This window comes from Serratia sp. TSO36 (assembly GCF_057808395.1).
Window position 1 is genome coordinate 206569 of sequence record NZ_JBJZOU010000009.1, and the last position, 13070, is coordinate 219638.

General features: G+C 60.6%; 12 protein-coding genes. 1 reads left to right on the forward strand and 11 read right to left on the reverse strand.

The window, feature by feature from the left end:
* Positions 1–80: 80 nt before the first annotated feature.
* The 10 genes from dacA to leuS form a co-directional block, all read right to left on the reverse strand.
* Positions 81–1292 carry a D-alanyl-D-alanine carboxypeptidase DacA gene (gene dacA, locus ACK3CV_RS06295; protein WP_033637426.1) on the reverse strand — a complete coding sequence of 404 codons (1212 nt, stop codon included), beginning with the start codon at positions 1290–1292 and terminating at the stop codon, positions 81–83.
* A gap of 180 nt (positions 1293–1472) precedes the next feature.
* Positions 1473–2546, reverse strand: coding sequence for an endolytic peptidoglycan transglycosylase RlpA (gene rlpA, locus ACK3CV_RS06300; protein WP_164038722.1), 1074 nt, complete (start codon positions 2544–2546; stop codon positions 1473–1475).
* 10 nt (positions 2547–2556) lie between these two features.
* Positions 2557–3669: a peptidoglycan glycosyltransferase MrdB gene (gene mrdB / locus ACK3CV_RS06305; RefSeq protein ID WP_004940006.1), complete on the reverse strand. Its 1113-nt coding sequence runs from the start codon at positions 3667–3669 to the stop codon at positions 2557–2559.
* Between the two features lie 8 nt (positions 3670–3677).
* Entirely contained in the window at positions 3678–5573 is a 1896-nt protein-coding gene (gene mrdA, locus ACK3CV_RS06310) for a peptidoglycan DD-transpeptidase MrdA (protein ID WP_033637428.1), read from the reverse strand.
* Between the two features lie 38 nt (positions 5574–5611).
* A complete protein-coding gene (gene rlmH, locus ACK3CV_RS06315; RefSeq protein ID WP_004940002.1) occupies positions 5612–6082 on the reverse strand; it encodes a 23S rRNA (pseudouridine(1915)-N(3))-methyltransferase RlmH in 471 nt (156 codons plus the stop codon).
* 3 nt (positions 6083–6085) lie between these two features.
* On the reverse strand, positions 6086–6403 hold the full coding sequence (gene rsfS / locus ACK3CV_RS06320; protein ID WP_016928774.1) for a ribosome silencing factor: 318 nt from the start codon (positions 6401–6403) through the stop codon (positions 6086–6088).
* Positions 6404–6597: 194 nt separating this feature from the next.
* Complete coding sequence (gene nadD, locus ACK3CV_RS06325) at positions 6598–7260, reverse strand: nicotinate-nucleotide adenylyltransferase (RefSeq protein ID WP_015376938.1); 663 nt, start codon at positions 7258–7260, stop codon at positions 6598–6600.
* A complete protein-coding gene (holA, locus tag ACK3CV_RS06330) occupies positions 7250–8284 on the reverse strand; it encodes a DNA polymerase III subunit delta (protein ID WP_033647201.1) in 1035 nt (344 codons plus the stop codon). Before holA ends, nadD begins: the two co-directional genes overlap by 11 nt.
* Complete coding sequence (gene lptE, locus ACK3CV_RS06335) at positions 8281–8841, reverse strand: LPS assembly lipoprotein LptE (RefSeq protein ID WP_033637431.1); 561 nt, start codon at positions 8839–8841, stop codon at positions 8281–8283. Before lptE ends, holA begins: the two co-directional genes overlap by 4 nt.
* A 14-nt stretch (positions 8842–8855) precedes the next feature.
* Entirely contained in the window at positions 8856–11438 is a 2583-nt protein-coding gene (gene leuS, locus ACK3CV_RS06340) for a leucine--tRNA ligase (RefSeq protein ID WP_164141135.1), read from the reverse strand.
* A 285-nt stretch (positions 11439–11723) separates the two neighbouring features.
* Between leuS and ACK3CV_RS06345 the strand changes: the two genes are divergently transcribed.
* Complete coding sequence (locus ACK3CV_RS06345; protein WP_025301844.1) at positions 11724–12206, forward strand: zinc ribbon-containing protein; 483 nt, start codon at positions 11724–11726, stop codon at positions 12204–12206.
* A 40-nt stretch (positions 12207–12246) separates the two neighbouring features.
* Here the strand turns inward: ACK3CV_RS06345 and ACK3CV_RS06350 are convergent, their stop codons facing one another.
* On the reverse strand, positions 12247–12951 hold the full coding sequence (locus ACK3CV_RS06350; protein ID WP_033647198.1) for an FMN-dependent NADH-azoreductase: 705 nt from the start codon (positions 12949–12951) through the stop codon (positions 12247–12249).
* Positions 12952–13070 lie beyond the last annotated feature (119 nt).

The window sequence follows — 13070 nt, forward strand, 5'->3', positions numbered from 1 at the left end:
TAATCTATAAAGTATAACTCCCGCCGGGGCGGGAGTTAGTGTTATTCACTATATGGGGCCAATTTCGCCCGTTTCAACCGTTAACCGAACCAGTGGTGGAACATCAGTTTGATGTAGTCCACGATGCGGCTGAAGAAACCGCCTTCTTTCACTTCGTTCATCACCACCAGCGGACGCTGGTCGATGGTTTTACCGTCCAGCTGGAAGTTGATGCTGCCGACCACCTGGTTTTTCGCCAGCGGCGCGTGAATTTCCGGCGTGTTCAGCACGTAGCTGGCCTTCAGATCTTTCATGCGGCCGCGCGGGATGGTCAGGTAGACGTCTTTGTCCACGCCCAGCTCAACGCGGTCGGCATCGCCGAACCAGACCGGCTCGGAAGCAAACTCTTTACCGACCTTCAGCGGCGCCACGGTTTCGAAGAAGCGGAAGCCCCAGGTCAGCAGTTTCTTGCTCTCGGCTTCGCGGCCTTTGTAGGTGCGGCCGCCCATCACGGCGGAGATCAGGCGCATCTGGCCTTCGGTCGCCGAAGCCACCAGGTTGTAACCCGCCGCGTCGGTGTGGCCGGTTTTGATGCCGTCGACGTTCAGGCTGTTATCCCACAGCAGACCGTTGCGGTTCATCTGGCGGATATTGTTGAAGGTGAACTCTTTTTCTTTGTAAATCGCGTACTCGTCCGGCACGTCGCGGATCAGCGCCTGGCCGATCAGCGCCATGTCGCGCGCCGAGCTGTACTGGCCCTGGGCATCCAGGCCGTGTACCGTCTGGAAGTGGGTGTTCTGCAGGCCCAGCTTGCTGACGTAGGTGTTCATCAGGTTAACGAACGCGTCCTGGCTGCCGGCGACGTAGTCGGCCATCGCCACGCAGGCGTCGTTACCGGATTGCAGGTTGATGCCGCGGGTCAGTTTGGAGACCGGCACGCGATCGCCTGGCTTCAGGAACATCAGCGAGGAGCCTTTGAACACCGGGTTGCCGGTCGCCCAGGCGTCCTGACCGACAGTCACCAGATCGTCCTGGCCGATTTTACCCGCTTTCAGCGCCTGGCCGATGACGTAGCTGGTCATCATTTTGGTCAGGCTGGCCGGATCGCGACGCGCGTCGGCGTTCATCTCGGCCAGCACCTTGCCGGAGTTGTAATCAATCAGGATGTACGCTTCCGCATCGATCTGCGGGACACCTGGGATCATGGTTTTGATGTTAACGTCATCGGCATGTGCAACGGAGGCTGCGCTCATTGCGATAACGGTGCCGAGTGCGATGCTTTTGATTAAGCGAAAAGAAGTTACTTGTTTCATGATCGGGACTACAACATCCGTGAAAGTAAAGTTAAAAAACGAGCCACACTATAGCAGATGCGATCCCGGCAGGCATTACCCATTCATCTGACTAATTGCGGTTAAAGACCTTTTAGCTGCAAGAAAATGTTTCAGCTAAATAACCGCTTATCAGCCGCGAATGCCCGCCGGGCATAACGCTTAGGGTGCAGCAGTAACGAAAGACTGTTGTTGCGCTTCGCTGGCCAGGCGTTGCTGCAGCTGGGTGGCCTGCTGACGGCTGCTGAACGGGCCGAGCTGGACGCGATAAACGCTGCCGTTGGCCGCCACTTTGCCCGGTACGCCAAACTGTTGGCTCAGGCTTTGCTGCCAGCTCTGAGCGCGTTCGGCGCTGCTCAGCGCACCGACCTGCACCACGTAACCGCCGGAGGAAGAAGCGGCCGCCATGCCGGCCGCCGCAGCGCCGGCCGCAACCGGAGCGGCCACGGCGGCGGCTTCAGGTTCGGAACCTTCCAGTACGCCGGCCGGTACTGCGCTTGGCGCGCCGAGGAAACCGCTGCGGCCGTTGCCGGCGTTTGCCGGAGCGCCATCGTCGGTGCGCAGGGTGCTGTTATCGATCGGGCGCACCGCCGCGCCGCCGGCGACCGGCACATCCTGCTGGATTGGAGTGCCCATGCCGCTGGAGCCGAGATCCGGGCGTGCCGGCAGGGCGTAGCTCTGTTTCGCCACGATGGTGCCGATGGTGCCCGGGCCGCTCAACGTGCCGTCCGGCGCCACGTTGATGAAATCGACTTTGACCTTGGTGTTGTTGGACAGGTTGAGGCGGTCGGCGGCGGCTTTCGACAGATCGATGATGCGGCCCTTGGTGTATGGCCCGCGATCGTTGACGCGCACCACCAGCTGACGGCCGTTGGCCAGGTTGGTGACGCGCACATAGCTTGGGATTGGCAGCGTTGGGTGCGCCGCGGTCAGGCCGTTGGGATCGAACTGCTCGCCCAGCGCCGTGGTGTTGCCGTTGGCCTCTTCGCCATACCAGGACGCCAGGCCGGTCTGCGAGAAGTTCTGCGGATCTTTTACGATGCGGTAAGTATCGCCATTAACCTTATAATCCTGCATGTTGTTAGGGTTATAGGGTTCATATTGAGGCTCGACGCCACCGATTTCCACCACCGGGCCGTTGTACGGCTGCTGTGGCGCCTGCTGTTCCGTGGTCGGGGCGGTACAGGCGGAGAGCAACACTGCCGCGACGCCGATCCAAAGCCATTCCTTACGCATTACTCACCTCTTATAAACTTTTAGACAGCATTTTCCGATGCGTGTGGATCGACATGATGATGCCGAAACCGGCCATCAACACTATCAGCGCCGAACCCCCGTAACTGACCAGAGGCAAAGGTACGCCAACTACCGGCAAAATGCCACTGACCATACCGATGTTAACAAAGACATAAACGAACAAAATCAGCATCAAGCCGCCAACCATCACGCGGCCGAAGGTGGTTTGCGCCTTGGCGGCGATCATCAGCCCGCGAATGATCACCAGCAGGTAGAGCGCCAGCAGCACCAATACCCCGATCAGCCCCAGCTCTTCGGCCAACACGGCGAAGATAAAGTCGGTATGGCGCTCCGGCAGGAACTCCAGCTGCGACTGGGTGCCGTGCAGCCAGCCCTTGCCGGACAGGCCGCCGGAGCCGATGGCGATCTTCGACTGAATGATGTGGTAGCCGGCGCCGAGCGGGTCGCTTTCCGGATCGAGCAGCATCATCACGCGGTCGCGTTGATAACCGTGCATCAGGAAGAACCACAGCACCGGGATAAAGGCCGCCAGTGCGACGGCGGCGACGGCGATCAGTTTCCAGCTCATGCCCGACAGGAACAGCACGAACAACCCGGAGGCGGCGATCAGGATCGAAGTGCCCAGATCCGGCTGTGCGGCCACCAGCAGCGTCGGCAGGAAGATCAGCACCAGCGCGATGGCGGTGTTTTTCAGCGAAGGCGGGCAGACGTCGCGGTTCATAAAGCGCGCCACCATCAGCGGCACGGCGATCTTGGCGATTTCCGACGGCTGGAAGCGCACCACGCCCAGATCCAGCCAGCGCTGCGCGCCTTTACTGATCTGCCCAAAGGCGTCTACCAGGATCAGCAAAATCACGCAGAAAATATACAGATAGGGCGCCCAGCTTTCGTACACGCGCGGCGGGATTTGCGCCATGACGGCCATCACGATCAGCCCCATGACGATCTGCCCGATCTTGCGCTCCATCATGCCGATGTCCTGGCCGCTGGCGCTCCACATCACGAAGGCGCTGTAGACCAGCAGGGCCAGGATCAGCAGCAGGAACGTCGGGTCGATGTGAATTTTGGTCCAGATCGAGCCTTTTTGTTGGCTTTCAGTCATGTTCTACCTTAGTCACCTTCTACGCCAGGCGGCAGCGGGGCCTCGCTTGGCAATTGTGTATTGTTGTCGCCCAGCATGATATGGTCGAGGATCTGGCGGGTGATGGTGCCCACCGCCGGACCGGAGCCGCCGTTTTCCAGAATGATGGCGACCGACACCGTCGGGTTGTTGAACGGCGCGAAGGCGGTCATCAGCTTGTGATCGCGCAGGTGCTCCGCCAGTTTGTGGGCGTTGTAGGTTTCGTAGCCGAATACCTGTGCGGTACCCGATTTCGCCGCGGCTTTATAAGGTGCGTCCGCAAAGTACTTGCGCGCCGTCCCGTTCGGACGGTTGGCCACCCCGTACATGCCGTCTTTGGCGATTTCCCAGAAGCCGGAGTGAATATCGCCGATCTGCGTGCTCTCTTCCTGTTTGAACGGCACCAGCGCGCCGTTGACGCGGGTGCTCTGCAGCAGGTGCGGCGTTTTGACGGTGCCGTCGTTGATCAGGGTGTTCAGCGCCTTGGCCATCTGGATCGGCGTGGCGGTCCAGTAGCCCTGGCCGATGCCCACCGGAATGGTGTCGCCCTGATACCACGGTTTTTTATAGCGTTTCAGCTTCCATTCGCGCGTCGGCATCAGGCCGGAACGCTCTTCGGCCAGATCGATGCCGGTGTACTGGCCGTAACCGAATTTGGTCAGCCAGCTCGACAGCCGATCGATCCCCATGTCATAGGCGACCTGATAGAAGTAGGTATCCGCGGACTCTTCCAGCGCCTTGGTGACGTTCAGCCGGCCGTGGCCCCATTTTTTCCAGTCGCGGAAGCGTTTTTCCGAGCCGGGCAGCTGCCACCAGCCGGGATCGAACACCACGGTGTTCTTGGTGATCACGCCGGCGCTGAGTGCCGACACTGCGATATAAGGTTTCACCGTCGACGCGGGCGGGTAAACCCCCTGCGTGGCGCGGTTGATCAGCGGGCGATTCGGATCGTTCAGCAACCCCTGATAATCCTTGCTGGAAATGCCGTCCACGAACAGGTTCGGATCGTAGCTCGGGTTGGACACCATCGCCAGGATGGCGCCGGTGCGCGGGTCGCTCACCACCACCGCGGCGCGGCTGCCCACCAGCAACTGCTCGATGTAGCGCTGCAGCTCAAGATCGAGCGTCAGGTAGACGTCCTGACCGGCGGAAGGCGGCTGCTCGTGCAATTGGCGGATTACCCGGCCGCGGTTGTTGACTTCAACCTCTTCGTAACCGGTTTTGCCGTGCAGCGTGTCTTCGTAATAGCGTTCGATGCCCAGTTTGCCGATATCGTGGGTGGCGGCGTAGTTGGCCAGTTTGCCGTCTTTGTCCAGGCGTTCGACGTCGCGGTCGTTGATCTTCGACACGTAGCCGGTGACGTGGGTGAGGGCGGAGCCGTAAGGATAGTAGCGGCGCTGGTAACCTTTCACTTCCACGCCGGGGAAGCGGAACTGATTGACCGCAAAGCGGGCGACCTGCACCTCGGTCAGCGCGGTTTTCACCGGAATGGAGACGAAGCGGCGCGAACGCTTGCGCTCTTTTTCGAAATTGGTGATGTCGTCGTCGGTCAGATCGACCACCGTGCGCAGCGCCTGCAGCGTGGCCTTGAGATCGTCGACCTTCTCCGGCATCAGCTCCAGCTGATAAATGGTGCGGTTGAGCGCCAGCGGGGTGCCGTTGCGATCGTAGATAATGCCGCGGCTGGGCGCGATGGGCACCAGCTTGATGCGGTTTTCGTTGGAGCGGGTGCGGTAATCCTCGACGCGGAGCACTTGCAGATTATACAGGTTGGCGATCAGGATGCCGGACAGCACCAGGATGCCCAGAAACGCCACCAGGGCGCGGCGTACAAACAGGGCGGATTCAGCCGTATAGTCGCGAAAAGGGTTACGTTCTATTTTCATCCCGCTGCTTTATTTCACTCTGTCACGGTCACCACCGGCTATTCCCGGTGGTAAGGATGATTTGTAGTAATACTCCAGGCGCGGTAGAGGCTTTCGGCCACCAGGACGCGCACCAAAGGATGCGGCAGCGTCAGCGGAGACAGTGACCAGCTCTGCTCGGCAGCGGCTTTGCAGGCGGGCGCCAGCCCTTCCGGGCCGCCGATCAGCAAGCTGACGTTGCGGCCATCCTGCTTCCAGCGTTCAAGCTGCTGCGCCAGCTGCGGCGTTTCCCACGGCGTGCCTGGGATGTCCAGCGTAACGATGCGGTTGCCTTTGCCCACCGCCGCCAGCATCTGTTCGCCTTCCTTGTCCAGAATGCGCTTGATGTCGGCGTTTTTGCCGCGTTTGCCCGCCGGGATCTCGGTCAGCTCAAACGGCATATCTTTGGGAAAGCGGTGCAGGTAATCCATAAAGCCGGTTTGCACCCAGTCTGGCATTTTGGTGCCGACCGCCACCAATTGCAGTTTCACCGCTTAGCTCCAGAGTTTTTCCAGCTCGTACAGGCGACGGCTCTCTTCCTGCATCACGTGCACGATCACTTCGCCCAGATCGACCACGATCCAGTCGGAGGCTTCCTGGCCTTTCATGCCGTACAGCTCCATGCCCGCGGCACGGGATTCCTGCACCACGTGGCTGGCGATCGACATCACGTGGCGAGTCGAGGTACCGGTGCAGATGATCATGCAATCGGTGATGCTGGATTTGCCCTGGACGTCCAGAGCGATAATGTCTTGGCCTTTCAGATCATCGATTTTATCGATGACGAAATCTTGGAGCGCTTTACCTTGCAAAGGTTCCCCCTCGGGTGTGTTCTGTTCAGTCGGCTGCGGCGGGCAAAATGTGCGCGCCGCAGCGTAACCGGATAATGGTTTCGGCAGGCTGCCGCTGAAAGCCAGCTAACTGGTGACTGCCCGGCCAGCTAAGGTTTCCGGGGTTTTCAGCGGATACCTGAAAAATAGCGGCGCAGTATATCACGCACCTTTCGCTAGCGATATAAACCCTGCAACTCGATATAGCGCTGCACCGGGCGTGGCAGCAGGTCGTCGCAGTTGAGGCCCTGATGGCGGCGCTGACGGATCTCGGTGGCGGAAATTTCCAGCTCCGGCGTATCGGCCAAATAGATATGGCCGTGCGGGCGACGGCTGAGCAGCGCCGGGTCGGCGGTGCGATGGCGTTCCAGCCACTGCTGCAGTTCCGGCGTGTCCATGCGATCGTTATAGCCCGGGCGCGCCAGCACCAGCAGATGACACACGTCCAGCAGCGCCTGCCAGCGGTGCCACTTATGCAGCGTCAGCAGCGAGTCCTGACCAATGATAAACGCCAGCGGCTGGGCGGCGCCACGCTCTTTACGAATCGTTTCCAACGTCTCGATGGTGTAGGAGGGGGTGGTGCGGTGCAGTTCGCGATCGTCGACGGCAAACAGTGGATTGCCGGCGATCGCCAGCTCGACCATCTTCAGGCGCTGCTGCGCATTGGCCTCCGGCTGCGGGCGGTGCGGCGGCACGTGGTTAGGCAGCAGCGTGACGCGATTCAGGCCCACTTCGGCGGCCAACGCTTCCACCGGCCGCAGGTGGCCGTAGTGGATCGGGTCAAAGGTGCCGCCGAACAGCGCGTGCAAAACGGTGGGGTGTTCCGGGTTAGTGGGCATCGGTAAAACTCGTGGCCAAGGGTTTGCCGCACAGCAGCATCGACAGGGTTTCCAGTTCCGGCCAGACCGACTGGCCGTAGTCCTGCTTGAGGGTCAGCTCGATTTGCGTCAGCAGCTGTACTGCCTGCTGCAGCTGGGGGCCGGACAAGCGTTGCAGCGCCTGGGTCACCAGCGGGCGGCGGTTCTGCCAGACCTTGTGCTGATCGAACAGCGTGCGCAGCGGCGCGGAAGCCATGCGGCGCTGCAGCGTCAGCAACAGCAGCAGTTCGCGCTGCAGGGTGCGCAGCAGGATCACCGGCTCCACGTCTTCTTGCTGCAGCTGCTGCAAAATATGCCAGGCGCGCTTGCTCTTGCCGGCCAGCAGGGCGTCCAGCCAGTGGAACGGCGTGAAGTGGGCGGCGTCGTTCACCGCCTGTTCGACGCGCGGCAGCGTGAGCTTGCCGTCCGGGTGCAGCAGCGACAGCCGCTCCAGCGCCTGCGACAGCGCCAGCAGGTTGCCTTCATAGCAGTAGCACAGCAGCTGATTGGCGGCGTCGTCCAACTCCAGCTTCATCGCCTTGGCGCGCGTGGCGACCCAGCGCGGCAGCTGCGCCTGTTCCGGCGTCTGGCAACTGACGAGGGCACCGTGCGGGCTGAGCGCCTTGAACCAGGCGCTGTTTTCCTGCGCTTTGGTGAGGCGCGGGCCGCGCAGGATCAGCAGGATATCCTCGTGCAGCAGCGTGGCGAGCTTGGTCAGCTGTTCGCCGATCGGCGCCGTCGGGCCGTTTTCGGGGAAGATCAGCAGCAGCGTCTGGCGGCTGGCGAACAGGCTCATCGCCTGGCAGATGCCGAAGATGGCGTCCCAGTCGGTATGGGCGTCGAGGGAAATGCTGTAGTGCTCGCTGAACTGCTGCTGTTGCGCGGCCTGCCGGAGCAAATCCTGGCTCTCCTGCAGCAGCAGCGGTTCATTGCCGCTCAATAAATAACAAGCGCGCAGCCCCTCTCGGAGCTGCGCGGCAAGTTGTTCCGGATAAATGCGGATCATTGTGCGGTTTGGCTTGCCGCTCGCTCGCCGGCGGCAGCGGCTTTCTGCCGGTTATCTTCTTCCGCCGCATGCACGGCCAGCAGTTTGCGCACCAGCTGTTGCGCCGCCTGCTCACGCATTTCCTGGCGAATGATCTCCTGTTCGGAGTCCTTGGCCAGCGCGGTCAACGGGTTGTCGAAGAAGGAACGGAACACTTTCACCGACAGCGGATACAGGTCATGGCCCGGGATCAGCACCTGCGCCTGCACGGTCAGCACCATCTGGTACTCGGCGGTTTTACCGTCCTGGAAGATCGAAGCGGTATCCTGGCTTTCCGTCGCGCCGACGATGCGCAGGGAAGGCACGTCTTTACGCTTCGGATCGCTGACGATAGTCACGTCGTTCAGACGCAGCTGTTCGCGCACCGAGCGCGTCAACGGGCCGTAAGGGTCAGCGCTGTCCAGGATCAGCGTTTTCATTTCATTAGGCACCTGCGTGGTGCCGCGCAGGTGAAAACCGCAGCCGGCGGTGACCAGCACCGCCAACCCCAGCAACAGCGTCAGAATGCGTTGTCGCACAATTCCTCCTTGTGTTAACCCACAACCAGGTTAAGCAGTTTGCCCGGAACGTAGATCACTTTGCGAATCGTGACGCCGTCCAGATATTTAGCCACCAGATGCTCTTCGGCAGCGCGCGCGCGCACCTGCTCTTCGGTCGCATCGGCGGATACGGTGATTTTAGCGCGAACCTTGCCGTTCACCTGCACCACCACCAGTTTGGAGTCTTCGACCATCGCCTGCTCGTCGGCAACCGGCCATGGCGCAGTGTCCACGTCGCCTTCGCCGCCCAGCGCCTGCCACAGCGTGAAGCACACGTGCGGGGTGAACGGATACAGCATGCGAACCACGGCCAGCAGTGCTTCCTGCAGCAGCGCGCGATCCTGCTCGCTCTCCTGCGGCGCGCGGGCCAGCTTGTTCATCAGCTCCATCACGGCGGCGATCGCGGTGTTGAAGGTCTGACGGCGGCCGATGTCGTCGGTCACCTTGGCGATGGTTTTGTGCAGATCGCGGCGCAGCGCTTTCTGATCTTCGTTCAGCGCCGCTACGTCGAGCGGCTGCACCGCGCCTTTTTCCACGTGATCGTAGGCCAGTTTCCACACGCGTTTCAGGAAGCGGTTAGCCCCTTCCACGCCGGATTCCTGCCACTCCAGCGTCATTTCTGCCGGTGAAGCGAACATCATGAACAGACGCACGGTGTCCGCGCCGTATTTTTCCACCATCTCCTGCGGGTCGATGCCGTTGTTTTTCGACTTCGACATTTTGCTCATGCCAGCATAGACCAGTTCACGGTCTTGCGGATCGGTGGCCTTGATGATGCGGCCCTTGTCGTCGCGCTCGACGGTGGCGTCAACCGGGGACACCCAGACACGCTCGCCGCTGTTGCCGGTGTAGTAGAAGGCGTCGGCCAACACCATGCCCTGACACAGCAGGCGCTTGGCCGGCTCGTCGGAGTCCACCAGGCCCGCATCGCGCATCAGCTTGTGGAAGAAGCGGAAGTACATCAGGTGCATGATGGCGTGTTCGATGCCGCCGATATATTGATCGACCGGCAGCCAGTAGTTGGCGGCGGCCGGATCCAGCATGCCTTGGTCATACTGCGGGCAGGTGTAGCGCGCGTAGTACCAGGAAGACTCCATAAAGGTGTCGAAAGTATCGGTTTCACGCAGCGCCGGCTGGCCGTCGACGGTGGTCTTCGCCCACTCAGGATCGGCCTTGATCGGGCTGGTGATGCCGTCCATGACCACGTCTTCCGGCAGGATCACCGGCAACTGGTCTTCCGGCGTCGGCATCACGGTGCCGTCTTCCAGCGTCACCATCGGGATTGGCGCGCCCCAGTAACGCTGACGGGAGACGCCCCAGTCGCGCAGACGATAGTTGACCTTGCGTTGGCCTACGCCCTTGGCGACCAGTTTGTCGGCGATGGCGTTGAAGCCCGCTTCATTGTCCAGGCCGTCGAACTCGCCGGAGTTGAACAGTGCGCCTTTGTCGGTCATCGCTTCGGCGCTCACGTCAGGCTGGCTGCCGTCGAGGTTCAGGATCACCGGTTTGATCGGCAAATCGTATTTGGTGGCGAATTCCCAGTCGCGCTGGTCGTGCGCCGGTACCGCCATCACGGCGCCGGTGCCGTATTCCATCAGCACGAAGTTGGCGACCCACACCGGCAGCTTCTCGCCGCTCAGCGGGTGGACAACGAACAGGCCGGTCGGCATGCCTTTCTTCTCCATCGTCGCCATTTCGGCTTCGGCAACTTTGGTGTTGCGGCATTCGTCGATGAAGTCGGTCAGCGCCGGGTTGTTGCGCGCGCCCTGTTGCGCCAGCGGGTGGCCCGCGGCGACCGCCACGTAGGTGGCGCCCATGAAGGTGTCGGGACGGGTGGTGTAAACCGTCAGCTTCTCTTCGCTGTCCGCCACGTCGAAGGTGATTTCCACGCCTTCGGAGCGGCCAATCCAGTTGCGCTGCATGGTTTTCACCTGCTCCGGCCAGCTTTCAAGCGTGTCCAGATCGTTCAGCAGCTGATCGGCGTAGGCGGTGATTTTGATGAACCACTGCGGGATCTCTTTACGCTCGACCTTGGTGTCGCAGCGCCAGCAGCAGCCGTCGATAACCTGTTCGTTGGCCAGCACGGTCAGATCGTGCGGGCACCAGTTCACCGCCGAGGTCTTCTTGTAGACCAGGCCTTTTTCATACAGCTTGGTGAAGAACCACTGTTCCCAGCGGTAGTATTCCGGCTGGCAGGTGGCGATTTCGCGATCCCAATCGTAGCCGAAGCCCAGCAATTTCAGCTGGTTCTTCATATATTCGATGTTGTCGTAGGTCCACGGGGCCGGTGCGGTGTTGTTTTTCACCGCCGCGCCTTCCGCCGGCAGGCCGAACGCATCCCAGCCGATCGGCTGCAGCACGTTTTTGCCCAGCATGCGCTGATAGCGCGAGATCACGTCGCCGATAGTGTAGTTACGAACGTGGCCCATGTGCAGTCGGCCGGACGGGTAAGGCAGCATGGATAGGCAGTAATACTTTTCCTTGCTGTCGTCTTCGGTAACTTTGAAAGTCTGCTTCTCTTGCCAGTGAAGCTGTACGTTCGATTCTATGTCTTCTGGACGGTATTGCTCTTGCATGGCGGCCGGTGGTCCTGTAGGTGTAAACCGTTGCCCCGGTCAGAGGCAACGCAATGAACATTTAGTATTCGTAGATCCGCATAGCATAGCTGATAAGACCTCCCGGCAACAACTCCAAGCGCCTGACTCGGCGCATTTAAAAAAAGCGTCGTCATGACGCGGCTCACAACCTGCAGATCCCGCGTCTTGCCAAGTGACATCAGTCATTTACGGCTAAAATAAGAACAAGTAGCTTAGGGGTATCCCTACAGCCAAGTCCGGCGCAGCGTTTATCGAGGAGAGTCTATGAACAAGGTTGCTCAGTATTACCGCGAATTGGTGGCATCGCTGACCGAACGCCTGAAAAACGGTGAACGCGATATCGACGAACTGGTGGCCAGCGCGGAGCGGCGGTTGAACGAGGCCGAGGATCTGACCCGCGATGAGGTGCGGCAGGTGACGCAGGCGGTGCGGCGCGATCTGGAAGAGTTCGCCCGCAGCTATCAGGAGAGCCGGGACGAGTTTACCGACAGCGTGTTTATGCGGGTGATCAAAGAGAGCCTGTGGCAGGAACTGGCGGATATCACCGACAAAACCCAGTTGGAGTGGCGCGAGGTGTTCAAGGATGTCAGCCACCACGGCGTTTACCACAGCGGTGAAGTGGTGGGGCTGGGCAATCTGGTGTGCGAGCAGTGTCACTACCACCTGGCGTTCTACACGCCGGAGGTGCTGCCGCTGTGCCCGAAATGCGGCCACGACCAGTTCCAGCGGCGGCCGTTTGAACCTTGATGGCGTTCCCCGGCAGGGCGGGGAACGCTAAGGCCGGCGTTTAGCGGAACAGTTTCTTCAGCAGGTTGCTGAGGAAACCGCCGCTGACGGTAGCCGGGGCGGCTTGCGCCTGCGCCGGTGCGCTGGCCGGTACGGCGACGCCAGCCGGGATTTTCTGCGCGACCGCGATGCGGCTGTCCTGGGCGGCTTTCTCCGCCGCTTCCGGGCCGTAGGCGAAGCCTTCCGCCAGCACGAATTCAACGTCGGTGATGCCGATAAAGCCCAGGAACAGCTTCACGTACGGCGTGATCAGATCCGTCGGCGTGTCGGCGTGGATGCCGCCGCGGCTGGAGATGACGATCGCTTTCTTGCCTGTCACCAGCCCTTCGGCGCCGGCGGAGGTATAGCGGAACGTCTGACCGGCGCGGGCGATCAGATCGAAGTAGATCTTCAGCTGCGTCGGGATGTTGAAGTTGTACATTGGGGCGCTGATAATCAGCGTGTCGTGCGACTTCAGCTCGGCAATCAGCTCATCGGACAGCGCCAGGGTGCTTTGCTGGTGCGGCGTCAGCGGTTTATCGCCGGCGGTAAAACCGGCCATCACTTCACCATCCAGCTCAGGCAGCGTCGGGTTGGCCAAATCGCGCACGGTGAACCTGTCTTCAGGATGAGTTTCACGCCATTGTTCAACAAAAAAATCGACTAATTTTCCAGACTGGGAATATTCACCCAGAATGCTTGATTTCAGGACCAGTACGCGGCTCATTGGCTTATCTCCAGGCGAAGTCTAATCGGTGACGATGTCAGTCGGTGTAAACGCATGGTAGAGGCAAGCCAGGAACAGTGATAGCGCAAAAATTCGCTGAGTTAAATCAAAAAACTTGA